Source organism: Arthrobacter cavernae (genome assembly GCF_017368795.1).
GTDB lineage: Bacteria > Actinomycetota > Actinomycetes > Actinomycetales > Micrococcaceae > Arthrobacter > Arthrobacter cavernae.
Window position 1 is genome coordinate 387322 of record NZ_JAFNLL010000002.1, and the last position, 25853, is coordinate 413174.

21 protein-coding genes, 1 pseudogene and 1 riboswitch are annotated in these 25853 nt (G+C 66.5%); of the genes and pseudogenes, 9 read left to right on the plus strand and 13 right to left on the minus strand.

Annotation, left to right across the window (positions count from 1 at the left end; genetic code table 11):
• Window positions 1-148: 148 nt before the first annotated feature.
• From J1902_RS01720 to J1902_RS01730, 3 genes are all read left to right on the plus strand, one after another.
• Complete coding sequence (locus J1902_RS01720; protein WP_207614514.1) at window positions 149-721, plus strand: hypothetical protein; 573 nt, start codon at window positions 149-151, stop codon at window positions 719-721.
• A gap of 186 nt (window positions 722-907) precedes the next feature.
• A complete protein-coding gene (locus J1902_RS01725) occupies window positions 908-1420 on the plus strand; it encodes a hypothetical protein (protein ID WP_207614515.1) in 513 nt (170 codons plus the stop codon).
• Window positions 1421-1498: 78 nt separating this feature from the next.
• The gene (locus J1902_RS01730) at window positions 1499-2200 is read left to right on the plus strand and encodes a class F sortase (protein WP_207614516.1); all 702 of its coding nucleotides are present in this window, start codon (window positions 1499-1501) and stop codon (window positions 2198-2200) included.
• Window positions 2201-2215: 15 nt separating this feature from the next.
• Here the strand turns inward: J1902_RS01730 and J1902_RS01735 are convergent, their stop codons facing one another.
• The 3 genes from J1902_RS01735 to J1902_RS01745 form a co-directional block, all read right to left on the minus strand.
• Complete coding sequence (locus tag J1902_RS01735) at window positions 2216-3949, minus strand: thiamine pyrophosphate-binding protein (protein WP_307794344.1); 1734 nt, start codon at window positions 3947-3949, stop codon at window positions 2216-2218.
• Window positions 3946-5016, minus strand: coding sequence for an agmatinase (gene speB / locus J1902_RS01740; RefSeq protein WP_207614517.1), 1071 nt, complete (start codon window positions 5014-5016; stop codon window positions 3946-3948). Before speB ends, J1902_RS01735 begins: the two co-directional genes overlap by 4 nt.
• A gap of 189 nt (window positions 5017-5205) precedes the next feature.
• Window positions 5206-5787 carry a DUF1330 domain-containing protein gene (locus tag J1902_RS01745; protein WP_207614518.1) on the minus strand — a complete coding sequence of 194 codons (582 nt, stop codon included), beginning with the start codon at window positions 5785-5787 and terminating at the stop codon, window positions 5206-5208.
• Between the two features lie 416 nt (window positions 5788-6203).
• Between J1902_RS01745 and J1902_RS01750 the strand changes: the two genes are divergently transcribed.
• The gene (locus J1902_RS01750; protein ID WP_207614519.1) at window positions 6204-8177 is read left to right on the plus strand and encodes an APC family permease; all 1974 of its coding nucleotides are present in this window, start codon (window positions 6204-6206) and stop codon (window positions 8175-8177) included.
• An 89-nt stretch (window positions 8178-8266) separates the two neighbouring features.
• Here the strand turns inward: J1902_RS01750 and J1902_RS01755 are convergent, their stop codons facing one another.
• Window positions 8267-8842 carry a helix-turn-helix domain-containing protein gene (locus J1902_RS01755; RefSeq protein WP_207614520.1) on the minus strand — a complete coding sequence of 192 codons (576 nt, stop codon included), beginning with the start codon at window positions 8840-8842 and terminating at the stop codon, window positions 8267-8269.
• A gap of 270 nt (window positions 8843-9112) precedes the next feature.
• Here J1902_RS01755 and J1902_RS01760 point away from each other — a divergent pair, with 270 nt between their 5' ends.
• Both J1902_RS01760 and J1902_RS01765 read left to right on the plus strand, forming a co-directional pair.
• Complete coding sequence (locus tag J1902_RS01760; protein WP_207614521.1) at window positions 9113-10630, plus strand: sodium:solute symporter family protein; 1518 nt, start codon at window positions 9113-9115, stop codon at window positions 10628-10630.
• 121 nt (window positions 10631-10751) lie between these two features.
• Window positions 10752-10872: riboswitch (SAM riboswitch) on the plus strand.
• A 17-nt stretch (window positions 10873-10889) separates the two neighbouring features.
• Window positions 10890-11168: a hypothetical protein gene (locus tag J1902_RS01765; RefSeq protein WP_207614522.1), complete on the plus strand. Its 279-nt coding sequence runs from the start codon at window positions 10890-10892 to the stop codon at window positions 11166-11168.
• An 11-nt stretch (window positions 11169-11179) separates the two neighbouring features.
• Here J1902_RS01765 and J1902_RS01770 read toward each other — a convergent pair whose 3' ends face one another.
• Entirely contained in the window at window positions 11180-11371 is a 192-nt protein-coding gene (locus tag J1902_RS01770) for a hypothetical protein (protein WP_207614523.1), read from the minus strand.
• Window positions 11372-11626: 255 nt separating this feature from the next.
• On the opposite strand from J1902_RS01770, the gene J1902_RS01775 reads away from it, so the two are divergent.
• Together J1902_RS01775 and J1902_RS01780 are read left to right on the plus strand one after the other, a co-directional pair.
• A complete protein-coding gene (locus tag J1902_RS01775; RefSeq protein ID WP_207614524.1) occupies window positions 11627-12835 on the plus strand; it encodes a VIT1/CCC1 transporter family protein in 1209 nt (402 codons plus the stop codon).
• 98 nt (window positions 12836-12933) lie between these two features.
• The gene (locus J1902_RS01780) at window positions 12934-13821 is read left to right on the plus strand and encodes a matrixin family metalloprotease (RefSeq protein ID WP_207614525.1); all 888 of its coding nucleotides are present in this window, start codon (window positions 12934-12936) and stop codon (window positions 13819-13821) included.
• Between the two features lie 25 nt (window positions 13822-13846).
• Here the strand turns inward: J1902_RS01780 and J1902_RS01785 are convergent, their stop codons facing one another.
• The gene (locus J1902_RS01785) at window positions 13847-15379 is read right to left on the minus strand and encodes a purine-cytosine permease family protein (protein WP_242701434.1); all 1533 of its coding nucleotides are present in this window, start codon (window positions 15377-15379) and stop codon (window positions 13847-13849) included.
• A gap of 108 nt (window positions 15380-15487) precedes the next feature.
• Here J1902_RS01785 and J1902_RS01790 point away from each other — a divergent pair, with 108 nt between their 5' ends.
• On the plus strand, window positions 15488-16993 hold the full coding sequence (locus J1902_RS01790; protein ID WP_207614526.1) for a PucR family transcriptional regulator: 1506 nt from the start codon (window positions 15488-15490) through the stop codon (window positions 16991-16993).
• Window positions 16994-17089: 96 nt separating this feature from the next.
• Here J1902_RS01790 and purU read toward each other — a convergent pair whose 3' ends face one another.
• The 7 genes and pseudogenes from purU to glyA all read right to left on the minus strand — a co-directional run.
• Entirely contained in the window at window positions 17090-17989 is a 900-nt protein-coding gene (gene purU, locus J1902_RS01795; protein ID WP_207614527.1) for a formyltetrahydrofolate deformylase, read from the minus strand.
• A gap of 2 nt (window positions 17990-17991) precedes the next feature.
• On the minus strand, window positions 17992-19395 hold the full coding sequence (locus J1902_RS01800; protein ID WP_207614528.1) for an L-serine ammonia-lyase: 1404 nt from the start codon (window positions 19393-19395) through the stop codon (window positions 17992-17994).
• Window positions 19395-20030 (minus strand): sarcosine oxidase subunit gamma, encoded by a 636-nt coding sequence (locus J1902_RS01805; RefSeq protein WP_207614529.1) that lies wholly within the window; start codon window positions 20028-20030, stop codon window positions 19395-19397. The genes J1902_RS01800 and J1902_RS01805 overlap by 1 nt, the downstream gene beginning before the upstream one ends.
• On the minus strand, window positions 20023-22968 hold the full coding sequence (locus J1902_RS01810) for a 2Fe-2S iron-sulfur cluster-binding protein (protein ID WP_207614530.1): 2946 nt from the start codon (window positions 22966-22968) through the stop codon (window positions 20023-20025). The genes J1902_RS01805 and J1902_RS01810 overlap by 8 nt, the downstream gene beginning before the upstream one ends.
• A gap of 14 nt (window positions 22969-22982) precedes the next feature.
• Window positions 22983-23291, minus strand: a pseudogene (locus tag J1902_RS01815) (sarcosine oxidase subunit delta); the annotation flags it as partial.
• Window positions 23292-23317: 26 nt separating this feature from the next.
• The gene (locus J1902_RS01820) at window positions 23318-24538 is read right to left on the minus strand and encodes a sarcosine oxidase subunit beta family protein (protein ID WP_207614532.1); all 1221 of its coding nucleotides are present in this window, start codon (window positions 24536-24538) and stop codon (window positions 23318-23320) included.
• On the minus strand, window positions 24535-25853 hold a 1319-nt coding region (gene glyA, locus J1902_RS01825; protein WP_242701435.1), incomplete at its 5' end, for a serine hydroxymethyltransferase. The genes glyA and J1902_RS01820, both read right to left, overlap by 4 nt.

The window sequence follows — 25853 nt, forward strand, 5'->3', positions numbered from 1 at the left end:
CTATTTGAAGCGGCGCTCCTAGCCTGAAGAAATAGGCAAACTGATGGCTCTGCACCAGCAACCGTCGACCTGGCTGATGCATTACCTCTTCGATAGCGGTTGCCCGCGGCGGTCCGATCAGTTTCGATCAGATTGGATGGAAACCGCTATGAGACGATTCCTGGCACTGGTGGCCTTGGTGGCCGCCGTTTTGGGTTTCACCCACCTTGGCGTCATGACGCCGGCGTTGGCTGAGGGCGAAGAAGGGAAGAAGGTCACCATCTGCCACGCTACCGGCTCTGAGACGAACCCCTTCGTCGAGATCACCATCAGCGTCAACGCAGTCAAGGCCCACGAAAACCACCAGGGCCTCGAGGACATCATCCCGGCTCCGGCCGCAGGATGCCCGGGCGCTGTGGTTCCGCCGGTCGTCGACCCCCCGGCCGTCGTTCCCCCGGTAACCCCGCCGACCGTTGTTGTTCCCCCGGCAGCCCCGCCGACCGTTGTTGTTCCCCCGGCAGCCCCGCCAGCCGCTGTTCCCCCGGTGGCCCCGCCGGCGGCAGTCCCGGCTCCCATGGGCGTCGGAGCAGCTGCACCGGCAGCCATGAACCCCGGATTCGACGCGCAGACCGCAGTCGGCGAACGTACGGAAGCGGCAACTCCGCTGTCCCTGGCTGGCCTGGCAATGCTCCTGATGGCTGGAACCATCGTGGCTCTGCGGAGGAGGGCACGGACAAGGTAGGGATTTCACGGAGCAAATTAGTCTCGACTAACACGGGGGGCAATTCTAGACTAAGCACGTCAGCAAACTGACTATTCGCCGAAGGCAGCCGTCATCGGAAATCTCACTGTTTGTGGTGGATAGATGTTGGATAGCGGTTACCCGGACAGCCTGGTCAGTTTCGATCAGATTGAATGGAGAGCTGCGATGAGACGTATCTTTGCTCTGGCCGGGATTGTGGGCCTCGCTCTGCTCGGCACAAGCGCACCGGCAAATGCACACCCGCATGATGACGTGGAAGTTTGTGAAGAAATCGACAACAGCGGACCCAGCCACGGCGACCGCAGCGGACCCGGCCCCAGCGGACCCGCCCACGGCGACCGCAGCGGACCCGGCCACGGCTGCGTCCCGATGGTCGCTCCCCCGGCGCCGGTCGTCGTTCCGCCGGCCCCGGTCGTCGTTCCGCCGATGGTTACGCCCGTGGTTCCGGCAGCTGGCACGACGGTAGTCCCGGCAGTGGTTGCCCCTGCAGCTGCTCCGGCAGCGGCTGCCATGGCCCAGGGTGCTGCAGCCCCGATGGCAGTAAACCCGGGATTCAATGCGCAGACCGCAGCCGGCACCACAGGTGATTCCGGCCTCCTGATGTGGCCGGCTGGCGTGGCGCTGCTGCTCATGGCGCTTGCAACTGTGCGTCTGCGGAGGAGGGCACGGATAAGCTAGCAAAAGTTCAGGGAAATCAGCTTGGGCGCCGCACCACACGGTGCGGCGCCCATCCTATGAGAGCCAGGCAGGATCGGCATGCCAACTCGTCGCCTTCACAGAGCGGACGGCCCGCCCCGACCAAGGGGTCGCAACCGCGTAGACATTCTGGTGATCCTGTGCGGGGTCCTCGGCCTGTTGGCATTTCTGTTCTTGCCCGGAATGCTGGCCCCAGGCCCTGGCATTCCCGGGAGTTCCGTCACGCAGTCAACCCCGCCCGCTGCCGGACCGATCAGCGAAACAACCCTGCCGCCAACAGACAAAACCGGCATCCCGCCGTCGCCCGTCTATCCGGCAGCAGCAGCCCCAAGCCGGATCAGCTACCCGGCAGCGGACCTTGACGTGGTGGTCCATCCCTTCGAGCCAAGCAGCAGCGAAATGGAGAGCAGGACCCTCGTGCCACCCGAAACATTGGACGGCTACTGGCTGACCCTCTACGGGACGCCGGGCGCAGGCTCTGCGAACACCACGTACATCCTTGGCCACAGCTGGGAGGACCGCGACGCGCCTTTCAACCACTTGAGCTCGGCTGCCCGTCCCGGAGACCGGTTCACGGCAATCACGGCTTCCGGAACCATGACCTACACGGTGGACTCGGTCACCACGTACCTCAAGGGCTCCCTGAAGGACAGCCCCATCTGGGCCGTCGTGCCCAATCGGATTGTCCTGATCAGCTGCTACACCGAGGACCCCCAGGGCAAGAACGTTGTGGTGGTCGCCTCGCCGCTCCGGGGTCCCTGACACGTGTGTGCCGGGTCAGCCGCCCAGGTGGGTGGGGCCGAACATTTTCAGCAGCGTCTCAACCACGACGACGTTGGGACCGTCTGATTCAAATGCTGTCTTGAGCGCGTCCCCGACGTCCTCCGGTGCCACCCGGCGGGCCGGGACGCCGAAGGATTCGGCGAGTTTGACGAAGTCCGGTCGGGCCAGCTCGGTGGCCGTGGCCTTGCCAAAGGCGCCCACCATGTATTCGCGCAGGATGCCGTAGCCGCCGTCGTCCACGATCAGCCAGGTGACCGGGATGTTGTGCTGCTTGGCGGTGGCGAGTTCCGAGATGGAGTACATGGACGAACCGTCGCCGGACACGGCCAGCACGCGGCCGGGCTTGCCGGTGGTTTCCAGGCCCACGGCGCCTCCGATGGCCGCGGGGAAGCCGTAGCCGAGGCCGCCGGCACCTTGGGCGGAGTGGAACTCGCCGTCGCGGGCGTCCCAGCAGCTCCAGCCCCAGTACGCGGCGATGGTCATGTCCCAGAAGGTCTGCATGTCCGCGGGCACGGCCTCCCGGATGTCGGACAAGAACTTCAGTTCCTTGCCGAGGTCCTGGGATTCCAGGCGGGCCTTGACCCTGGCCAGGGAGTCCTTGACCAAGTCCTCGGGCGAGGTGCCGTGCCAGCTGCGCAGCGCCGAGTTTTCGGCCGTGCCGGCTGCTGCCAGCGCCTCGTCCAGGGTAGCCAGCGCCTGTCCGGCGTCGGCACGGATGCCCAGGCCGGGCCGGTTGGATTCCAAGACCCGGGGTTCGGCGTCGATCTGGATGATCCGGCCGCGCGGTTCGAACGTGAAGTAGTTGGACGTGACCTCGCCCAAGGAGGAGCCGATCACGATCAGCACGTCCGCGTCCTCCAGCAGGTCCGTCATGTACCGGTCCTCGATCCAGGACTGCAGCGAGAGTTCGTGGTTCCACGGGAACGCGCCGTTGCCGCCGGGGGTGCAGATGACCGGGGCCCGCAACTGCTCGGCAATCGAGAGCAGGGACTTCTCGGCCCGGCCGCGGCGCGTACCGCCGCCGGCAATGATGGCCGGACGCTCCGCCGTCGAGAGCCATTTCACGGCTTCGCGGACCAGCTCCACGCGCGGCGGGTTGTCTGCGGCTTCGGCGAGGGCGTCCTCCACCGGGGGCACCATGATGGGGTCCAGGAGCACGTTCTGCGGGATCTCGATCCACACCGGGCCCTGGGGCGAGGAGATGGCCTCGGTCCAGGCGTCCTGGATGGCGGACGGGATGCCGGAGGCGTGCTGGATGAGGCGCTGGCTCTTGGTGACGTTGGCGGCCGAGGCCTTCTGGTCATCGAGCTGGTGCAGCATGCCCTTGCGGCGCGCGCCCAGGCCCTCGAGGGGAATCTGGCTGGCCACAACCACCATGGGGACGCCGGTGGCGTAGGCCTCCTGGAGACCGGCGAGGGACGTCAGTGCGCCCGGGCCGGTGGACAGGAACAGCACGCCCACCTCGCCGGTGGCGCGGGAATAGCCGTCCGCGGCAAAGGCCGAGTTGTTCTCCACGCGGGAGGACACGAAGTGCAACTTTCCGCGGCCCATGGCATCAAAAAGGCCCAGGGCGTGCTGGCCGGGGATGCCGAAGACGGTCTTCGCACCGAGCGCTTCGAGGGTCTCGACGACGAGGTCCCCGCCGTTGCGCTGGGGTCCGGCAGGGGCCTCCGGCCGCGAGGGGCCCCCGGCCGAGCTTGCAAGGGTGGGGAGCAGCTGGGGACTCACTTGGTTCCTCCGGCCGTTTGAGTGGCGGCGGCGAGCTCGGCCATGCGGGCGCCGAGGGCCTGGGCGGCATAGCCGTTGGGGGTGCCCTGGCGGTCGCCTTCCACGGCGTTGTCCGCCATGAGGGTAACGAGTTCGTAAGCAACGTGGCTGCCTGCGACGCCGGTGATTTCAGCGTGGTCGTAGGCCGGGGCAACTTCCACGATGTCTGCGCCCACGAGGTTCATGCCCCGGAAGCCGCGGATGATTTCGAGGAGCTCGCGGCTCGTGATGCCGCCGGCTTCCGGCGTGCCGGTGCCCGGCGCGTGGGCCGGGTCCAGGACGTCGATGTCCACGGAGATGTACAGCGGACGGTTGCCGATGCGATCGCGGATCTTGGCCACGGTTTCCACAACGCCCTGGTAGTAGACGTCGGCCGAGGTGACGATGCCGAAGCCGAAGCGGTGGTCGTCGTCGAGGTCCTTCTTGCCGTACAGCGGACCGCGGGTGCCCACGTGGCTGATGGCCTCGGTGTCCAGGATGCCTTCTTCGACGGCGCGGCGGAACGGGGTGCCGTGGGTGTACTCGGCGCCGAAGTAGGTGTCCCAGGTGTCCAGGTGGGCGTCGAAGTGCAGCATGGCGACCGGCTCGCCGGCCCGTTCGGCGGCGGCACGGAGCAGCGGCAAGGCGATGGTGTGGTCGCCACCGAGGGTGACGAGCTTGCTGCCGTTGGCCGTCAGATCCAGCGCATTCTGCTGGATGGTCTCGATGGCCTCGTTGATGTTGAACGGGTTCACCGCCATGTCGCCGGCGTCGGCTACCTGGATGTTCTCGAAGGGGCTGACGTCCCAGGCCGGGTTGTACGGGCGCAGCAGGCGGCTGGCTTCACGCACGTGGTTGGCGCCGAAGCGCGCACCGGGGCGGTAGGAAACGCCGGAGTCGAAGGGGACGCCGACCACGGTGACATCGGCCTTGGCGACCTGGTCCAGCCGCGGAAGGCGGGCGTAGGTGGCGGCACCGGCGTAGCGCGGGATGCGGGACGAATCAATGGGGCCGAGGTTCCCGTTGGCCTCAATACGAAGCTCTTCCAAAATACGCCTCTCCTTGCTGGATAGGTGGGGATCGATAGATGACTGTGACACCCATCATACACTCAAAGTTGCCTTATATGCATCATATGTTTACAAACTAATCAACGTGCCGAAGAAATAACGACGGCGGGCGGTCACCTGGGGCGCCCGCCCGCCGTCAGGCACGGGCCGCAAGGCCCCGCCCAAGGATCAGTTGTACGTCACGCTCAGCAGAAGAGCCTTGAGCTGCGCGTATTCGGGCGTGGCCACCCAGGCCCGGGCGGCTTCAGGCGAAGGGAAGCCGGGAGAGTCGATGTATACCCGGAAGATCGCCGCACCATTGGGCAGGACCACCTGGCCGTTGCCGCTGCTGACGCTTCCGGATCCCAACTCGGCGGCTGGGCGGACGTCCATGTAGAAGTGGTCATTGACGTCGATATAGCTATCCCGGAAGAAGCCGAACGTCGGCTCCCCAAAGGCAGCCAGCCCGGGAACGGGCGCGGAGTCAAAGACGGTACGGTCCACCGGGCCGGATGCACCATCACCATAGGAGCCACTGACGATGAACGCCACGTCCTTGCCGCGGTGGTCGCTCAGCACCGCCTCGACGCAGTCGGCTGGACCGCCGGGCAGTGTTGGACCCGGGTTGGTGCGGATGGACCAATTGGCCGGATAGGCAAAGGAGATATGCCCGTCCGGGAAGGTGAAGGTCTTCAGCGCGGGCGCCGGCACCTTTGCCTTGTCTCCGGCGGTCTTTTCCGCACCGGCCTTTTCCGCACCGGCCTGCGTCACCGAGGTCAAGGTGAGCGCTGAACCGGAGCCCCGGTCCGCCGTCGAGCCTGGTACGGGCGCCGGCGAACATGACGCGGTGGCGGAAGCGAGCGCAATCGCCAGGGCAGCCCCGGCCGCAGCTTTCCCAAAAGATGCAGCTTTCTTGAATTCTGCCGCTTTCCCGAATCTTGCAGAGTGCATTGTCTTCCCCAATCGTGAACAAGGGTCCTGACGGATGGGCGGGGCGCTTGCCCCGTCACCCCATTAGTTTCCCGAGGAGCCACAGTTATTACATCGTCTGGAATAATTTTCTCCCGGGCAATAAATGAGACGCCCGTCACAAGCGGCGTAAAGATTCCATAAAAACCGGCGTCCCGCCGTCGGGCCCGGCCATACGCTCCTTGTGAGGCAGCTCCCGTGCTGCGCGAAAGGACCACGTGACAACCCTGACCAGGCCCCCGGCCGACCCCTCCGACCACCGGAAGCACCAGCCCCATCGGCTCAAGGCCTGGCTGCTGGAGGGCATGCCGGAGCCATCGGGAAAGCGGCGTCCGCATGCCGGGACCGACGAAGCCCACAAGGCCCAGTCCTGGTGGAAGGTCATGTGCCTCACCGGCCTGGACTACTTCTCCACCCTCGGCTACCAGCCTGCGATTGCGGCCCTGGCGGCCGGCCTGCTCTCGCCACTGGCCACCATCGTCCTCGTGGTTGTCACTCTGGCCGGGGCCTTGCCGGTATACCGGCGCGTTGCGCAAGAGAGCCCCCGCGGCGAAGGCTCCATCTCCATGCTCGAGCGCCTGCTCCCCCGCTGGGGCGGCAAGCTTTTCGTGCTCGCCTTGCTCGGCTTCGCGGCCACGGACTTCATGATCACCATCACCCTGTCCGCCGCGGACGCCACGGCCCACGTAATCGAGAACCCCTTCGCCCCGCACTTCCTGGAAGGGCAGCAGGTGGTGATCACGCTGGCGCTTATCGCCGGGCTTGGCGTTGTCTTCCTGCGCGGCTTCAAGGAAGCCATCAACGTGGCGGTCGTCCTGGTGGCCGCGTTCCTGGCACTGAACCTCGTGGTTATTTTCGTCTCGCTCGGCCACGTCTTCACCGATGCCCGGGTCATCAGTGACTGGTGGACGGCACTGACCACCTCACACGGCAACCCCGTCCTGATGATCGCCGTCGCCCTGATCGTGTTCCCGCGGCTTGCCCTGGGGCTCTCGGGCTTTGAGACCGGCGTTGCGGTGATGCCGCAGATCAAGGGCGCCCCCGGCGACACGGAAGAGAACCCGGCCGGACGAATCAGGGGGGCCCGGAAGCTGCTGACGACGGCGGCCCTCATCATGAGCTCGTTCCTGGTCACCTCCAGCTTCACCACGGTCATGCTGATCCCGGCCGCCGAGTTCGAGCCTGGCGGCTCGGCGGAAGGCCGCGCCCTGGCGTACCTGGCCCACAAGTTCCTGGGCGATGGCTTCGGCACCGTGTACGACATCAGCACCATCGCGATCCTCTGGTTCGCGGGCGCCTCAGCAATGGCCGGACTGCTGAACCTGGTGCCGCGCTACCTCCCCAAGTACGGCATGGCCCCGGCATGGGCCCGCGCACTGCGGCCGCTCGTACTGGTCTTCACTGCCATCGCGTTCGCCGTCACCATCATCTTCAAGGCCGATGTCAACGCCCAGGGCGGCGCTTACGCAACCGGCGTCCTCGTGCTGATCACCTCCGCCTCAATCGCCGTTACGCTCTCCGCGCGGCGCAAACGCCAGCGCCCGCAGTTCATCGGCTTCGGCGTGGTGTCCCTCGTGTTTATCTACACCACAGTGGTCAACTCCGTGGAGCGCCCCGACGGCCTCAAGATTGCGGGCATGTTCATCCTGGGCATTCTGCTGGTGAGCTTCGCTTCCCGCATCCGGCGCGCCTTCGAACTGCGCGCCACGCACATCAAGATGGACGAGAAAGCCCTCGAATTCACGGCCGCCAACGAGGAAGGGCCCATCCGGATCATCGCCCACGAGCCCAAGCGGCTCAGCGCCGACCGGTACCGCGAAAAGCTCTCCCATGCGGAGCAGGCCAACCACCTGCCCGCGGACAGCGATGCGGTGTTCATCGAAATCATCGTGGACGACAGCTCGGACTTCGAACAGGAGCTGCAGGTGGTGGGCAAGGAACGGCACGGCTTCAAGATCCTGGAGGTCCACAGCAACAACGTGCCCAACACCCTGGCCGCGGTTCTCCTGCACATCCGCGACGTCACCGGCCTCATGCCGCACATCTATTTCCGCTGGACCGAGGGCAACCCGATTGCCAACCTGAGCAAGTTCCTGTTCTTCGGCGAGGGCGAGATCGCCCCGGTCACCCGCGAAGTGCTGCGCGAAGCCGAGCCGGACATCACCCGGCGCCCCTGGGTGCACGTGGGGTAGCGGCCCTCCGTTTCGAGGGTTCCCTGCGCACTAGATGGGTCGAATAATCGGGTGCGCAGGGAACCATCTAAACGGGCAGGAAACCAGGCCTACCGGCTTGCGGCGGGAACCAGAATCCAGAGGACCTCGACGGTCTCGTCGGTGGGGTTGACCCAGGTGTGGGGCTCCCGGCCGGGGAAGGACAGGGTGTCGCCCTCCTCGAGTTCGTATTCCTCGTTGGTGAGGATGAGCTTGATGCGCCCCTTGACCACATGAAGGACGTCGACGTCGCAGTCCACGGCGTAGAGCTCGGACTCACCGCGGCCGCGGGGTTCGATGATGGCCTGCAGGATCTGCAGGCGGCGCTCGGAACGGGCCGTCAGCAGCCGTTCGACAATCCCTTCGCCGCCGAGCGAAATCCTGGGGCCGTCGTCACGCCGGGTCAGATGGGTTTCCGGGGCCGCAAACAGCTCACCGACGGACACCGACAGGACCTGGCACAGCGTCACGAGCGAGGCGACCGACGGCGACGTCAGGTCCCGCTCCACACGGCTGAGGAATCCCTTGGTCAGGCCGGTGGCGTCCGCAACCTGTTCGATGGTGAGACGCTGCGACTGGCGGGCTGCGCGGATTCTGGAACCAATGGCAACAGGTACATTGCTCGGTTCAACGGGTAGAGCCTTCATTCACGAACCTTTCAGGCCGCCCAGGCGGCCCTGTCATTGCAGCCATACTAACGGGATTGCGCTCCATTCCGGCCTGCAAACACATTTACGGCACCCCGATTGTTGACTGTTACTCCGATCACAACGTATTCTCATAGGCAACAAGTGTTGTTTGTCAGGCATACATCACAGACCCATCCCCCAAACCATCAGCGCAGAGACTTCGGCGATACGCAGGAGTATCGTCGGAAAACCCCCAACACTCTGCGCATCAGCTCCAGGGAGCCAACCATGGACTCTTCGTTCATCAACATCGCGATAGTAGTGGTGTATCTGCTCGCCATGCTGGCCTTCGGCTGGTGGGGCAAGTCCCGTACGAAAAACAACAGTGACTTCTTGGTGGCAGGACGCCGACTGGGCCCGTTCCTCTACACCGGCACCATGGCAGCCGTCGTCCTGGGCGGTGCCTCCACGGTTGGCGGCGTGGGCCTCGGCTACAAGTTCGGCATCTCCGGCATGTGGCTCGTGGTCGCCATCGGCGCCGGCGTGCTCCTGCTGAGCCTGCTCTTCGCCGGCACCATCCAGAAGCTGAAGATCTACACGGTCTCCCAGATGCTGACGCTCCGCTACGGCAGCACGGCCACGCAGACTTCCGGCATCGTCATGCTGGCCTACACGCTCATGCTGTGCGCCACGTCCACCGGCGCCTACGCCACCATTTTCGTGGTGCTGTTCGGCTGGGAGCGCTGGCTGGCCATCGCCATCGGCGGCGCGATCGTCCTGGTGTACTCCACCATCGGCGGCATGTGGTCCATCACCCTGGCCGACCAGGTGCAGTTCGTCATCAAGACGGTCGGCATTTTCTTCCTCATGCTGCCGTTCGCCCTGAACGCAGCCGGCGGCCTGGACGGCATCCGTGCCCGCGTCGACGCCAGCTTCTTCCAGATCGACGGCATCGGCCTGCAGACCATCATCACGTACTTTGTGGTCTACACCCTGGGCCTGCTGATCGGGCAGGACATCTGGCAGCGCGTCTTCACCGCCAAGACCCCCACGGTCGCCCGCTGGGGCGGCGCCACCGCCGGCGTCTACTGCATCCTCTACGGCCTCGCCGGCGCCCTGATCGGCATGGCAGCCAACGTTGCCCTGGCTGGCATTGAGATCAAGGCCAAGGACGACGTCTACGCCGAGGTCGCCACGCACCTGCTCCCGATCGGCATCGGCGGCCTCGTGCTCGCCGCCGCCGTTGCGGCCATGATGTCCACCGCCTCCGGCGCACTGATTGCTGCCGCCACCGTTGCCCGCGCCGACGTCATGCCGTTCGTGGCCAGCTGGTTCGGCAAGAACGTGGACACCTCCGATTCCGACAACCCCGAGCACGACGTCAAGGCCAACCGCTACTGGGTCCTGGGCCTGGGCATCGTCGCGATCATCATCGCCATCAGCACCAAGGACGTCGTGGCGGCCCTGACCATCGCCTACGACATCCTGGTGGGCGGACTCCTCGTCGCCATCATCGGCGGCCTGGTCTGGAAGCGCGGCACGGGCATCGCCGCCGCCGCCTCCATGGGAGTTGGCTCCGTGATCACTCTGGGCACCATGATCGTCCTCGAAATCAACGCCAAGGCGCCGCTGGACGGCATCTACGCCAACGAGCCCATCTACTACGGCCTGATCGCATCGGCAGTGGTCTACGTGGCGGTTTCACTCGCCAGCAAGCCCACCGACCCCGCCGTGATGAAGGCCTGGACGGACCGCGTCGCCGGCACCAAGCTGGCGGAGGAAGAGGTACCGGCCCCCACCGCGTAGGGTCCCGGAACTGCATTAACCACGACGGCGGTGCCGCCCCTTACGCGGGGGCCGCGCCGCCGTCGGGCTTTTGCGGTGAACGTTGCGGTACAGGTGAATCGTTGCGGTACAGTGGTGCCAGCTTCAAGAGATGTGGCGCCAAGCTCCGACTTGCCACGCACCAACCCCATGTTCCCGGGTGGTTCGGATGAGGAAGCGGCCCGGCTTCGGACCAGAGACAACCGAGCGGGCAAGAGCATCTCCCCCAAGGAGCAGGCACGTGCCGTACTATCCCGACGTCGTCCACACCCAAGCAGAACCCGCCTCAGTCCGTGTCATTCCGGGCGTCGACCTCTTGCTCGGCACGGTGACGTTCATTGTTGACGGGGAGCTTGTGCGCCATTGGCACCACGAACCCCGGCTGATCGCGGACGCCCTGAGCCAGTCTGTGCGCCCGGCCCGCTGGTTCCCGGCCACGCAGACCCTTTCATTGACAGTGGCGGCCAGGGGCCGGCAGGCAGGCGTCGAAAAGCGCTTCAGCTTCGCGCCGAGTCCATAGAGCGGGGAAGCTCAGATTTCCTCCTCGGGCTCGCGGAAAGCATCCACTTCGTCCAGGGGAACCACGCGTTCCTCGTCGGCTGGGGCCTCGTCGTCCTCTGTCCAGGCCTCGTCCACTACCTCGTCCTCGTTGTAGTCATAGGCGGGGTCGGACTCGATGGTTGGCCGGTCCGGATGCCTGGCGTGTGATTCGGTGGTGTCCATGATGCAACCTCCGTCCGAGGGGGCTGAAGCGAGCCCCTGCGCGTACGGGATCAGTGCCGCCCCGTCCCTGTCCTTCCATCTGAGCACTGCCTGTTGCAGGGGTCAAGGCACCTTTCTCCGGCAGGCGCCACGGAATTGTTTTTACGGTGCGCCTAAGAAATCCTTTGAGGAACACCGGCCAAAAATCCCCTGAAATTCACGGTAAAGTGGGCGTGCAATGGAGCCGCAAAAGCCCCAGCAAGCACAGGAGTAGAAGTGCAGAAGCACCAGGAATCCCACCATACGTCGAGCCCCGCTCCGGACGCAGCACCCATCCTCGAAGAAGCCCCCACAGCCGCAGAATCCCCCCTGTGGACCCCGGCCGACACCGCAGGCTCCCGCCCGGCGCCGTCGTCGTCGGACATCCGCCGCTGGCGCCAATACCTGGCCGATGAACGCGCCGAGGCCGCCGTCTACCGCGAACTCGCCCTGCGCCGCGAAGGCGAGGAACGCGAAATCCTCCTGGCCCTCGCCGACGCCGAAGGCCGGCACGAGGCCCACTGGCTGCGGCTCCTGGGCGAACATGCGGGCATGCCCAAGGGGGCATCCACCCGCAGCCAGCTGCTCGGCTTCCTGGCGCGCCACTTCGGCTCCGTGTTTGTGCTGGCACTCGCCCAGCGCGCCGAAGGCCGCTCCCCCTACTCAAGCGATCCCTCGGCCACCGCTGCCATGGCCGCCGACGAGCAGATCCACGAAGAAGTGGTCCGTGGCCTGGCGACACGGGGCCGCAACAGGCTCTCCGGCACCTTCCGCGCTGCCGTGTTCGGCGCCAACGATGGCCTGGTCAGCAACCTGTCCCTCGTCATGGGCATGGCCGCCACCGGCGTTCCCAGCCCCGTGGTGCTGATGAGCGGCGTGGCGGGCCTTCTGGCCGGCGCCCTGTCCATGGGCGCAGGCGAATACGTATCGGTCCGCTCCCAGCGCGAACTGCTGAACGCCACCCGGCCCACCCAGGCCACCCTGACCGCTGCTCCATCCCTGGACTTCGAACACAATGAGCTCGTCCTGGTGTACCTGGCCCGTGGCATGAGCCATGAAGCAGCCGAGCACCGCGCGGCCGAACGCATGGGCCTCTACAGCTGCGATTGCGATCCCAGCCTCTCCCTGCAGCCTGAAGCCGAGGAGCCTGAGGACGAGCACGAGACGGTCGGCTCCGCCTGGGGTGCGGCCCTGTCCAGCTTCTGCTTCTTCGCCTCCGGCGCGATCGTACCGATCCTGCCCTTCCTCTTTGGCATGAGCGGCCTGGCTGCGCTGCTGGTAGCTGGCGTGCTGGTGGGCGTGGCACTCCTGGCGACGGGCGCCGTCGTCGGACTGCTCTCCGGAACGTCTCCCTTGAGCCGCGGCCTGCGGCAGTTGGCGATCGGAATCGGTGCGGCTGCCGCCACCTACGGTCTGGGGCTCGCGTTTGGTGCTGTGATCGTCTAGGGTCACCCATGGACGGCACCTCGTGCCCGACCTAAGCTGGTCTGAGTGGCCGACGGCGGCAATCACCGCCCGTTTGATGCCGCCTGGCAGGGGGTTCAATGGAACCTTATGGGTCGCCGCGCTGGCCTGACCCCTATGTCCCTCCGCCCCGGGAAGGGCTGCGGCACAGCAGCATTGCCGCGGTCCTGTTCCTGCTGGGAATCATTGCCTTGGTGTGCGCCGGCGCCTATTTCAGTGGCGATCTGCGGCCCGCGTTGTTCGGCGCGGAGCAGGACAGCCAGGTCTCCCGGCCCGGAGCTCTTCCGTTCGGCCAACGCCGGGATCCGGTTCCCGGCATCGAGGAGGCCAATGCGCCCCTGGGCAGTCCGCCGCCGTTCACCTGGCCCAGCGATTCCTACAAGTTCCTTGCGGTCAAAGGTGACGGTTCACCGTTGACGTACTCACCGTGCCGTCCCATCCACTACGTGGTGAACACGGACCTGGCACCGGCGTCCTGGCAGCGGCTGCTCGAGGATGCCATTGAGGAGGCCAGCTGGGCTTCCGGGCTGCAGTTCGTCTACGACGGGACGACGGACGAAACCCCGTCAAGCAACAGGGCCGGCTACCAACCGGACAGGTACGGGGACCGCTGGGCGCCAGTGCTGATCGCCTGGACCACCCCGGGCGTGGTGCCGCGCCTGGATGGGCAGACCGTGGGGCTGGCTGGAAGTTCGTCCATCGGTCTGAGCAATGGCTACAAAGCGTACGTCACCGGTTCTGTTTCCCTGGATGCCCCGCAGTTCCACGGCATCCTGGATTCTCCCAGCGGCGAGGCGATCGGGATCGCCGTCATCATGCACGAGCTGGGGCATTTGCTGGGCCTGGACCACGTCAGTGACCCCGAACAGCTTATGTTCGATGAAGCGTCCTGGGTCCGCGACTATGCCGCAGGGGACCGGGCCGGCCTGGCCAGGCTCGGCACGGGCCCCTGCAGCAAGGACTTCTAAGCAGCGACGACGGCGAGGTTCCGGGTCAGGAGGGCTCTCCGACCGCGAGAGGTGCCTGGACAGGCTGCTGCCCCGTGTTGTGCCTGCCGGCGTGCCGTGTGTCCTCTTCCAATGCCACGAAGCTGCGGTGGACCCGCGGGCCGAGGACGGCGTAGGACGCCGCGCTGGTCAGGCCGCCTGCCAGCCAGGAGAGATCCCAGCCGCCCAGGGCCACGGCGATGGGGCCCTGCATGACGGGGATGAGTCCGTACATGAACAGCCAGGTGGCGAAGATTCCGAGCAGGAGCGAGATGACGCCGGCCCAGTTGACCACCGGCAGGCGGCGGGTTCCGACGCCGTCGAACAGCCGTTCCACCTTGCCCGGCCAGCGCTTCTCGAGCCAGAAGTAGTGCACCAGCATGACGCCGCCCCAGGCTGCCACCCAGGCCACGAGGCCGATCAGCCAGGCATCCAGGACCGCGGCAAAGTCTTCCTGGAAGATGAAGAACACCACCGCGATGAGGGAGAAGACGCCCACGAACAGGTTCAGCTTGTGGCGGCTGATGGTGATGTCCAGTGCCTGGGTTGCCACGGAGAATGTGTAGATGTTCAGGATGTTGGTGGCAATGGGGCCGTGCAGGACCATCAGCAGCACGGGCAGCGCGAGGACGCCGAAGTTCTGCACGATCAGTTTGCCGGGGTCCACCTCGCCGCTGTTGGTGGCGAGGCTGGCGCCGAGAATGCCGAGCCACACGACGGGGATGAACTGGCCCAGGACGGAGGCCAGGTAGACCTTGCGCTTGGGGACGGAGGTGCTGACAAAGCGGGAGTAGTCGGCGGCGTAGGTGAACCAGGTGATGCCCCAGCCGATGCCGATGGCGGTCATCACGGCGCTCATGGCGGCGATGCGCTCGGAGCCTTCCAGGATGTTCCCGGCAGGGCCTGCGTAGCCCCAGTCGATCTTCATGCCGAACCAGGCAACGGCGGACATGACGGCCAGGATGATGATGGTAGGCGGGACGGTCCACTTTTCGAAGGCCGCGATGGCCTTGTAGCCGAACCAGGCGATGGCCACCTGCGCGGCCATGATGCCCGTGGCGACGCCGATCTTCCAGCCGTAGTTGTGGGCCTCCGGATCCACCCAGCCGAGCGTTCCGAAGAGGGCCATGACGAGGTCCAGGATGATCCAGGTGTTGACCGCGCACCAGCCGATCACGAGAAGCGCCTGGATGGCGGCCGGCAGGTAATTTCCGCGGCGGCCGAAGGCTGCGCGGGCCAAGACCATGCCGGTGGCGCCGGTCTTCTGGCCCAGCAGGACGAAGCAGCCGAACAGGAGCATGCCGATCAGGTTCCCCAGGACCAGAACGATGACGGTGTCGGCAAAGCCGAGGCCGAGATGGATGCCGAGGGCGCCGAGCACCCAGTTGATGGGGGCGAGGTTTGCGCCGGCCCAGATCCAGAACTGGCCAGATACCTTCCGAGTCCGCGCTGACTCGGGAATGGGCTGAAGCCAGGCTTCGACGTCTTCGGCCGGCGCCGTTGCCGAGCCTGACTGCGTCGAGGAGAGGTTGTCTTGCATGGGGAGAGCCTCCGTAAGTGAATGGGATAGTTCCAGATTATGTGGCTCTGATCACAGCAACAAGATACGATGTGTCAAAAGGAAATCCAACTTGAGTTACGGAGTGTCATGCCAATATTGCTGAGTGAGATTCTGGATCACCCCAGCTTCCGCTCCGCCGATCCATTGGTCCGATCCCTGGCGGAAACTGCGGGCTCCAGGCCCGTCCGATGGGTGCACTCCAGCGAGGTCCTGGACATCGCGCCGCTACTGCTTGGCGGCGAACTCCTCCTCAGCGGCGGGATTGCCCTGGCCACAGCCACGGATGAGCGCCGGGTGGACTACATCCGTGAACTCGCCGAACGCGAGGTGGCGGCGCTCGCCCTGGAAACAGGCGGTGCGCTCCCGGCCATTCCGGCGTCCATGCTGGACGCGGCGGAGCAGCTGGGGCTGCCCCTCGTGGAACTGCGCAGCGTGGTGCCGTTCGTTGGAATCATGCAGAGCATCAACTCCATGCTGGTGTCCGAGTCCGTGGTCCAGCTCCAGAAGGCCGACCAGGCCACCCATGCCATGGCTGCCGAGTTGGCCCACGGCGGGAAGCTGGACCAGATCTTGGCCGTGCTTGCGAGAATCATCGATTCCGCGGTCACGCTGCTCTCACCCAGCGGCGCGCCGATCGCCGGCGCCCTGCCGCCCGCCGCTGCTGAACGGGCGCGCGGTTCCGCCGAAGCGGCGCGCGGTTCCGTGATCAGTATCGATGTTCCGGTCCGGGGCGTGCTGCTGGCGCGGCTTGAGATTGACGTGCCCGACGGCGCCGACGCCGGCCTCGCGCGCGTGGCCGGGGACCGCGCCGTCGACATTCTCGGCCTCGCCCTGCTCCAGCGGACGCAGCCGGGCTTGCACGAGATGGCGGGCACCGAACTGATGCGCGCCATCATCTCGGGCAGCCAGCCATGGCGCCTCCAGGAGCTCGGGCCGGCGGCGGGATTTCAGGCCGATGCCGCAGTGGTGGCCGTGGTCATCCGGTCGCGGGATTCGCAGCAGCTCCGGGCCACCGTTGACAAGATCCTTCACGACGGCGGCCTTAAGAGCGCCAGCTACGTGGAACATGCCGAACTCATCGCACTCGTGGCGCTGCCCGAGGCGTCGGCGCAGGCGGCGCGGGCGGAACTCCTGGCGGCACTGGCGGGGCTGCCCGTCGAGCAGGTGACGGCCGCCGCCGTCGGGCCACTGGCAAGCAGCATTGCGCAGGCCGGCTGGTCACTGGCCGGGGCCCGAAGGTCATTGGAGCTCGCCGCAGCGGCAGCAGGCGGTGCCGTGATCGACGCCGAGGCACTCGCCGTCGAGCTTCTGGCGGTGGAGAGCCTGGCACCAGACGCCCGGGCGGACTTCGTCAGGCGCCAACTGGACCCCGTGCTGCACCATGACGCGCAGCGCCAGTCGCAGCTGCTGGCAACGCTGGCCGTGTGGCTGGATTCGGGCTGCAACACGGCGCAGGCGGCACGGGAACTGCATCTGGAGCGTCAATCGCTGCACCACCGGCTCCAGCGCATTTTTGAACTGTGCGGCGGCGACCCACGAAAAACGGGCCGGCTGGCTGCCCTCCATCTGGCAACCCGCCTGGCCCGTCTTTAGGTACCGGTTAACGCCAAATCGCGGGTTCCCGTCCTGCTCGACGTTTCGCAACATCGAGCGGGGATGGGAACCCGCGATTTGGGCGTACCCGGCGCCCTACTTCAGCACGATCGTCCGGTTCCCGTTCAGGATGATCCGGCCCTCGCAGTGCCAGCGCACGGCGTTGCTGAGGGCCTTGCATTCCGTGTCGCGGCCGGCGGCCACCAGGTCGTCCGGTCCGAACGTGTGGTCCACCTCCACTACCTGCTGCGAGATGATGGGTCCTTCATCCAGTTCACCGTTGACGTAGTGCGCGGTGGCACCAACGGTCTTGACCCCTCGGGCGTAGGCCTGGTGGTACGGCTTGGCACCCTTGAAGCTCGGCAGGAACGAGTGGTGGATGTTGATGGCCCGGCCGTCCAGCTTGCGGGCGAGCTCGTCACTGAGCACCTGCATGTAGCGGGCCAACACCACGAGTTCCACATCCAGTTCGTCGATGATCTCCAAGAGCCGAGCCTCCGCCGCGGGCTTCGTAGCCGCGGTGACGGGTACGTGGAAGAACGGAATCCCGTGCCACTCCACCAACCCTTGGTGGTCGGTGTGGTTGGACACGACACCCACCACATCAATGGGCAGCTCACCGATCCGCGCACGGAACAGCAGGTCATTCAGGCAGTGACCGAACTTGGACACCATGATGAGGACCTTCCGCTTGGAACCCTGACGCTCCAGCTGCCAGTTCATCCCGTACTTCTCGCCCACAGGGGAAAACGCCGCGCGCAGCGCGTCCACGGTGGAGTCATCACCAGGGGAGGCGAAGTGCACGCGCATGAAGAAGTGCCCTTCAGCGCGGTCGCCAAATTGCTTGTTGTCGATGATGTCGCAGCCATGTTCCAGCAGGAAGCCGGATACGGCGTGCACGATTCCGGGTCCCTCCGGGCAGTCGAGCGTGAGGACATGCTCCACGGTGGTCCCGGAAAGGGACTCAGGAGCAGTTTCAGTTTGGATGGCAGTCATGGCTAGCACTCCACTACGTTGACGGCGAGGCCTCCGCGGGAGGTCTCCTTGTACTTGCTTTTCATGTCGGCACCTGTCTCCCGCATGGTCTTGATGGCTTTGTCCAGGGATACCTTGTGGCTGCCGTCGCCATGCAGGGCAAGGCGGGCGGCATTGATGGCCTTGACGCTGGCGATGGCATTTCGCTCGATGCAAGGGATCTGCACCAGGCCGCCCACGGGATCACAGGTCAAGCCCAGATTGTGCTCGATCCCCACCTCGGCGGCGTTCTCCACCTGCCCGGGCGTTCCGCCCAGGACCTCGCAGAGACCGGCGGCCGCCATCGAGCAGGCCGAGCCGACCTCGCCCTGGCAGCCGACCTCGGCCCCGGAAATCGAGGCATTGATCTTGAAGAGAATCCCGACGGCGGCCGCCGCCAGCAGGAAGCGGACGACGCCGTCGTCGTTGGCTCCCGGCACGAACTTGGTGTAATAGTGCAGGACCGCCGGCACGATGCCGGCCGCCCCGTTGGTGGGTGCCGTCACGATCCGGCCGCCCGCGGCGTTTTCCTCGTTGACGGCCAGGGCGAACAGGTTCACCCATTCCATCGCGAGCAGTGGGTCTGAAGGATTGGATCCAGCCCCCACGGCCTTCGTTGCGGCGTCGGTGGCGGCAAGCGTCTTGAACAACGACGGCGCCCGTCGCCTCACCTTCAAGCCGCCCGGCAGGATGCCTTCCGCGGCACAGCCGTTGTCCACGCATTCGCGCATGACGGCCCAGATGCCGAGCAGTCGTTCGCGGAGCTCGGCCTCGCTGCGCCACACGAGCTCGTTGGCGAGCATGATGTCCGAGATGGATTTTCCTTCGCGGGCGCAGATTGCCAGCAGTTCATCCGCGGTGGCGAAGGGGTAGGGCAGCACGGTGGTGTCGGCAACCACCTTGTCGGTGCCGGAGGCGTCGCCGTCCACCACGAAGCCGCCGCCGATCGAATAGTAGCTGCGCTCCCGCAGCACCTCCCCGCTGTGGTCCAGCGCTCGGAAGGTCATGCCGTTCGGGTGGGCCGGAAGGGACTTCCGGCGGTGCAGGACCACGTCCTCGTCCCAGTTGAAGTCCACCCGGTGGTGGCCGCCGATCCTCAGTTCGGCGTCCAGCGCGGCGGCAGCCACCTGGTCATCCGCGGTGCGCGTGTCCACGGTTTCCGGCGCCTCGCCCTGCAACCCCAGCACCACGGCCTTGTCCGAGCCGTGGCCGCGGCCGGTGGCGCCCAGGGAGCCGAAAAGCTCAGCCTGGACGCGCACCGTTGCCGCGAGTTGCCCGGAGGATTCCAGGCCATCGGTGAACAGCTTTGCTGCCCGCATCGGGCCCACCGTGTGTGAGGATGACGGCCCGATGCCAACAGAAAACAGGTCAAGCACGCTAAGTGCCATTAGGGGACCTCGGGTGAGGCGTACTCCCGCATGGAGTCGACGAGCCAGCGCCCCAGGTAGTCGGCGAACGAGGCCCGCGGGAACAGGCGGAAAGTCTCCTCGCCGGTCTTCCAGAGCACCACCGGGATGTGGCCGATCTCCGTGGCCAGCGCAGTGCCGGCCTTGAAGGTGCGCGGGTGCAGGTCCAGCGAGCAGCTCTTCTCAAGCACTGCCCGGGCCCGGCTGCCGGAGAGCTCGAAGGTGGTGCGGTTGGCGGACAGGTCCACCACCTGGCCTTCGTCGGCGCCAAGGGCCGCCGTGAGATCGCCGATCAGGGAACCGCCGAGGGAGTCATGCGACTCCTCCGGGGCCACGATCAGGAACTCTGCGGGTCCGAGCCACAGCGCGTTCACGGAACCCGTGCCCGTCACCTCACCACACGTGGCGGGCAGTCCGCCGGCCACGGACGCAAGGCGCGTCCCGGCGTCGGACGTCCGCTCAACGCGGATCCCCACCATGGCCTGGTACGGGATTTCCTTGAGTGTCACGGTGCCGGGCACGGAGCCGGCCGCGAAGGCCTCGGCGAGGTGCGAGGCCGGGCTGCGGCGGGCCGCCCGGAGTCCGTTGACATGTGCGAGTGCTGCTGTTTCAGCCATCTTTGCGGGTCCCTTCAGCGTCGAAAAGTACGGTTTCGCCAACAACCACGTCCACCAGCTGGTCTCCCAGCGCGGCCACGAGGGTCTCGCCGATGCGGTTGCGGCCGTTCTGGATCAGTGCCAGGCCGAAGGAACGGCCCAGTGCGGCACTGTGGTAGCTGGAGGTCACGAAGCCCTCCATGGGTACGGGGCCGTAGGCCGGGTTGACCGGGATGCCCTTCTCCACGAGCTGTGTGCCTTCCGGCAGGCGGATGGTGCCGTCCACGGGGAGGACACTGACCAGGTGCTTGCGGTCCTGGCGCTGGGCGTCGGCCCGGCTGTAGGAACGCTTGCCGATGAAGTCCTTGGCCTTGGAGACGATCCATTCCATGCCGGCATCCTGCGGGGTGACCGTGCCGTCCGTGTCCTGCCCGACGATCGGGTAGCCCTTTTCGGCGCGCAGCACGTGCATGGTCTCGGTGCCGTAGGGGGTGATGCTGAACTCGGCACCCGCGGCGGCCACGGCCTCCCAGGTGTTGAGCCCGTACCAGGACGGCACGTTGATCTCGTAGGCCAGTTCGCCGGAGAAGGAGATGCGGCAGATGCGCGCCTGCACTCCGGAGGCCAGGGTGGTTTCGCGGAAGGTCATGAACGGGAACGCTCCAGCGTTCAAACCCCCATCAAAGGCCAGCTGCGGCGCAACCTTGGCGATGACGGCGCGGGACTTCGGGCCGACCACGGCGATGGTGCTCCACTGTTCTGTCACTGAGGTGCAGTGCACGTCCAGTTCCGGCCACTCGGTCTGGTGCCACTCTTCCAGCCAGTCCAGCACCTTGGCGGCTCCGCCGGTGGTGGTGGTCATGAAGAAGCGGTCCTCGTCCAGGCGCAGGGTCACGCCGTCGTCGAAGATCATGCCGTCCGGGGTGCACATGACGCCGTAGCGGGCGGATCCCGGGGCGAGCTTCTTGAACGCGTTGGTGTAGATGCGGTTCAGGAATTCGCCGGCGTCCTTGCCGCGGACCTCGATCTTGCCCAGGGTGGTGGCGTCCATGAAGCCCACGGAGTCACGCACGGCGGCGCATTCACGCAGGACTGCCGTGTCCATGTCCTCCCCGGCCTGCGGGTAGTACCAGGGACGCTTCCACTGTCCGACGTCCTCGAACAGGGCCCCCTGGGCAACGTGCCAGGGGTGGATGGACGTCTTGCGGGCGGGGTCGAAGAGCTCGCCGCGCTGGCGTCCAGCCAGGGCTGCGAAAGCCACCGGGGTAAACGGCGCACGGTACGTGGTGGTGCCGATCTCACCGATGTTGTCCGGACCGCCGGAGCCGCCGAACTTCAGGGCCGCGGCAATCACGCCGATGGCGTTGACGCCGGAGGTCTTGCCCTGGTCGTTGGCGGTGCTGATGGAGGTGTACCGCTTGACGTGTTCCACGGAGCGCATGCCGGCCCCCGTGGAGCGGAGCACATCGGCCACCGACTGGTCGCGCTGGAAGTCCACGAAGTGGTGGTGCCACTCCCCCGGAGTGCCTGCCTGGCCGGGAACCAGCCAAAGCTGGCGGCTCGGTGCCGAAGCCACCGGCGCCTTGGGCTCGGCGGGCGTGACCTCGGAGCTGAAGCCGGCGGCGATGGCTGCGGCCGCGCCGGCGGAGATGCCCTCGGACAGGCAGTCTGCCAGTTCGTAGCTGCCGCGGCCGGAACCGACCACTTGCTGGTCCTTGACCACGGTGGACGGTACGAAAGCGGCGAGGTCCTCGTCCCAGCGCAGCTTGCCCTGGCGCTGGCTGTGGAGGTGGACCACAGGGCTCCAGCCACCGGAGACGGCGAGCAGATCGCAAGCGAGCTGTTCGACGCCGGAGGTGAGTTCGCCGTCGTCGTTGATGCTGCGGACGGTGACGCCGGCGAGGCGGCCGGTGGTGTCCGCGGCGGTGTCGGCAACGGCGCTGCCGACCAAGACGCGGATGCCGCTTTCGACGGCGGTGGCTGCAGTTGCGCTGAGCTGCGGACGGGCATCGACGACGGCGGCGACGGTGACGCCGGCAGCCTTCAGCTCCGTGGCGAGCGAGTAGGCGGAGTCGTTGGTGGTGCTGACAACCACCCGCGATCCGGCTGCCACGGCGTAGCGGTTGAGGTAGCTGCGGACAGCCGAGGCGAGCATGATGCCGGGGCGGTCGTTGTTCTCGAACACCAGCGGGCGCTCGTGGGCGCCGGGGGCCAGGACCACCTGCTTGGCACGGATGTGCCAAATACGCTGGCGGGAGACGCCGGGAGCAGCCGGGACACTCAGGTGGTCCGTGCGGTTCTGGGCGGCGATGACGTAGTTCGCGTCGTAGGAGCCGAACGCCGTGGTGCGGTTGAGCACCGTGCTTTCGGCGGCGGAGACCAGCTCGGCCTCCACGTCGGCGATCCATTCCAGGGCGGGCTTGCCCTCGACGGTTTCCTGCAGCGCGGGGGCGGTGGAGGCTGACAGCAGCGAGCCGCCGAGCTCTGGCTGGTCATCGATCAGGATGACGCGGGCGCCGGTGCGGACTGCCTCACGGGCAGCGGCCAAGCCAGCCACGCCGCCGCCGACCGCCAGGACATCGGTGTGGACGTACTTCTTGTCGTATTCGGCGCGGTCCTCGTTCGGGTCCAGCTTGCCCAGGCCGGAGAGGAGTTCGACGTTGAGCCCGTCCACGAGGGACACGGCGGTGGCCGGCAGCATGGATTCGGCGACGTGGCCCGGGAAGCGGGCGGCGATCTTCACCAGCGCGTTGGGCTCCTCGACGCCGGCGGCCATGATGCCGCGGGGGCGGTCCTCGTAGAGGGAGTTGCCGGCGCTGATGTGGCCGTTGGCGAGCAGGGCCGAGGCGATGGTGTCGCCGGGGTGGCCGGTGAATTCCTGGCCGTCCACGGTGAACCGCCAGGAGATGCTGCGGTCGATGCGGCCGCCGGTGGCGAGGCGGGCGTTCTGGCTGGTCACTTCTGGGCTCCTTCCGGGGAGGTGGTGATGGTGGCTGTGCCGGCGGGTGCGGCGTCGGGGCGCGGTTCGCCCATCCGGTAGATGGACTGGATTTCATAGCTCACGGTGTCCCGGAGCATGTTGAACCATTGCCGGCAGCCCGTGCTGTGGACCCAGCGTTCGGCGAAGGCACCCTTGGTGTTATCGCGGTAGAACAGGTACTCGGCCCATTCACGGTCGCTCAGTGCGGCCGGATTTTCCGGGTAGGCCACGTGGGCCTGGCCGCCGTAGTGGAATTCGGTTTCGTCGCGTGGCCCGCAGTTGGGGCATGAGATAAGGAGCATGTCCGGCCTCTTTCTGTGTTCGAGCGTCAGTGGGCGACGGCGGCGGCGCCGTGTTCGTCGATCAGGGCACCGGTTTCGAAGCGTTCCAGTGCGAAGGGCTTGTTGAGCTGGTGCGGGGCACCGGTGGCGATGGTGTGGGCGAACGTCAGGCCGGCCGCGGGGGTGGCCTTGAAGCCGCCGGTCCCCCAGCCGCAGTTGACGAACATGTTCTCCACCGGGGTGGTGCCCACGATCGGCGAGGCGTCCATGGTGGTGTCCACGATGCCGCCCCAGGTCCGGAGCACGTGGGCCCGGGCGAAGATCGGGAAGAGCTCGACGGCGGCCGCCATCTGCTCCTCGATGACGTGGAAGGAGCCGCGCTGGCCGTAGCCGTTGTAGGAGTCCACGCCGGCGCCCATGACCAGTTCGCCCTTGTGCGCCTGGGAGACGTACACGTGGACGTGGTTGGACATGACCACCGTGGGGTGGACGGGTTCGTGCAGCTCGGACACCAATGCCTGCAGGGGGTGGGACTGGATCGGCAGCCGGAAGCCGGCCATCTCGGCCAGGACGCTGCTGTGGCCAGCGGCGGCGAGGCCCACCTTTTCGGTGTTGATGGTGCCGCGGTTGGTCTTGACGCCCACCACGCGGTTGCCGTCCTTGACGAAGCCCGTGACTTCGCAGTTCTGGATGATGTCCACGCCGAGTTCATCGCACTTGCGGGCGAAGGCCCAGGCCACGTGGTCGTGCTTGGCGATGCCTGCACGCGGCTGGTAGGTGGCGCCCATGACGGGGTAGCGGATGTTGTCGCTGATGTTCAGGATAGGGCACAGTTCCTTGACCTGCTGCGGGTCAAGCCACTCGGCATCCACTCCGTTGAGCTGGTTGGCGCCCACGCGCCGGATGCTCTCGCGGACATCGCCCAGGGTGTGGGCGAGGTTCATGACGCCGCGCTGGCTGAAGAGGAAGTCGTACTCCAGTTCCTCGGGCAGGACTTCCCACAGCTTGAGGGCGTGCTCGTAGATGGCCGCGCTCTCGTCCCAGAGGTAGTTGGAACGGATGATGGTGGTGTTGCGGGCCATGTTGCCGCCGGCCAGCCAGCCCTTTTCCAGGACGGCGATGTTGGTCATGCCATGGTTCTTCGCCAGGAAGTAGGCGGTGGCCAGGCCGTGCCCGCCGCCGCCCACAATGACGGCGTCGTAGGAGGACTTGGGTTCCGGGTTGCGCCAGAGGAAGTCCGGGTGTTCGGGAAGGTGGTCTGCACTCACTGGGCTGCTCCAATCATTTCTGCCTCGAGTTCGGTGGCTGCGGCGTCGTTGCCGAGGTGGGGGTAAAGGGGGAACTTCTCCGCCAGGGCAGTGACGCGGCCGCGGAGTTCGACGGCGGTCGTTTCGTTCAGCGTGCTCTCGCTGTCGGCGCCGCTGGTAGCGGCGGCGATCAACGCCGCCGCGATGATGTCCGCAACCTCGGCGAATTCCTCGGCACCGAAGCCACGGGCGGCGAGGGCCGGGGTGCCGATGCGGAGCCCGGAGGAGACCATCGGCGGGCGGGGGTCGAACGGGACGGCATTGCGGTTGACCGTGATGCCGATGCGGTGCAGGGTGTCCTCGGCCTGCTGGCCGTCCAATTCCGAGTGGCGCAGGTCAACCAGGACCAGGTGCACGTCGGTGCCGCCGTTGACCACGGAGATTCCGGCGGCCGCCACATCGTCCTGAAGGAGACGCTCGGCCAGGAGCTTGGCGCCCTCAAGCACTCGCACCTGGCGTTCCTTGAACTCCGGCGAGGCGGCAATCTTGAACGCAACGGCCTTGGCGGCGATGACGTGTTCCAGTGGCCCGCCCTGCTGGCCAGGGAAGACTGCGCTGTTGATCTTGCGGGCGTACTGCTCTTTGGAAAGGATCACGCCGCCGCGCGGTCCGCCGAGGGTCTTGTGCGTGGTGGTGGTGACGACGTCGGCGTACGGCACCGGGTTTGGGTGCAGCCCTGATGCCACCAGACCGGCGAAGTGGGCCATGTCCACCATGAGATAGGCACCTACGAGGTCCGCGATGCGGCGGAAATCGGCGAAGTCGAGCTGGCGGGAGTACGCGGACCAGCCGGCGACGATCAGCTTGGGCCGGTGCTGCAGGGTCAGCGCTTCCACCTCGGCCATGTCAACGCGGAGGTCCGATTCGCGGACGTGGTACGGGATGACGTTGTAGAGCTTGCCGGAGAAGTTGATGCGCATGCCGTGGGTGAGGTGGCCGCCGTGGGCCAGGTCCAGGCCCATGATCGTGTCCCCCGGTTCCAGGAGGGCGAACATGGCAGCCGCGTTGGCCTGCGCACCGGAGTGCGGCTGCACGTTGGCGGCTTCGGCTCCGAAGAGGGCCTTCACCCGGTCAATGGCCAGCTGCTCGATCACGTCTACGTGCTCGCAGCCACCGTAGTAGCGCTTGCCCGGGTAGCCCTCGGCGTACTTGTTGGTCAGGACAGAGCCCTGTGCTTCCATGACGGACGCTGGCGCAAAGTTCTCCGAAGCGATCATCTCCAGCGTTGACTGCTGGCGGATGAGTTCCTGGGCGATCGCCTGATCAACCTCCGGGT

What these genes read in the sequence shown, in the direction of transcription:
- J1902_RS01720 (WP_207614514.1), top strand. Translation starts at nt 149, where the DNA reads ATGAGACGATTCCTGGCACTGGTGGCCTTGGTGGCCGCCGTTTTGGGT.
- J1902_RS01725 (WP_207614515.1), top strand. Translation starts at nt 908, where the DNA reads ATGAGACGTATCTTTGCTCTGGCCGGGATTGTGGGCCTCGCTCTGCTC.
- J1902_RS01730 (WP_207614516.1), top strand. Translation starts at nt 1,499, where the DNA reads ATGCCAACTCGTCGCCTTCACAGAGCGGACGGCCCGCCCCGACCAAGG.
- J1902_RS01755 (WP_207614520.1), bottom strand. Translation starts at nt 8,842, where the DNA reads ATGAAGGCTCTACCCGTTGAACCGAGCAATGTACCTGTTGCCATTGGT.
- J1902_RS01760 (WP_207614521.1), top strand. Translation starts at nt 9,113, where the DNA reads ATGGACTCTTCGTTCATCAACATCGCGATAGTAGTGGTGTATCTGCTC.
- J1902_RS01770 (WP_207614523.1), bottom strand. Translation starts at nt 11,371, where the DNA reads ATGGACACCACCGAATCACACGCCAGGCATCCGGACCGGCCAACCATC.
- J1902_RS01780 (WP_207614525.1), top strand. Translation starts at nt 12,934, where the DNA reads ATGGAACCTTATGGGTCGCCGCGCTGGCCTGACCCCTATGTCCCTCCG.
- J1902_RS01785 (WP_242701434.1), bottom strand. Translation starts at nt 15,379, where the DNA reads ATGCAAGACAACCTCTCCTCGACGCAGTCAGGCTCGGCAACGGCGCCG.
- J1902_RS01790 (WP_207614526.1), top strand. Translation starts at nt 15,488, where the DNA reads ATGCCAATATTGCTGAGTGAGATTCTGGATCACCCCAGCTTCCGCTCC.
- purU (WP_207614527.1), bottom strand. Translation starts at nt 17,989, where the DNA reads ATGACTGCCATCCAAACTGAAACTGCTCCTGAGTCCCTTTCCGGGACC.
- J1902_RS01800 (WP_207614528.1), bottom strand. Translation starts at nt 19,395, where the DNA reads ATGGCACTTAGCGTGCTTGACCTGTTTTCTGTTGGCATCGGGCCGTCA.
- J1902_RS01805 (WP_207614529.1), bottom strand. Translation starts at nt 20,030, where the DNA reads ATGGCTGAAACAGCAGCACTCGCACATGTCAACGGACTCCGGGCGGCC.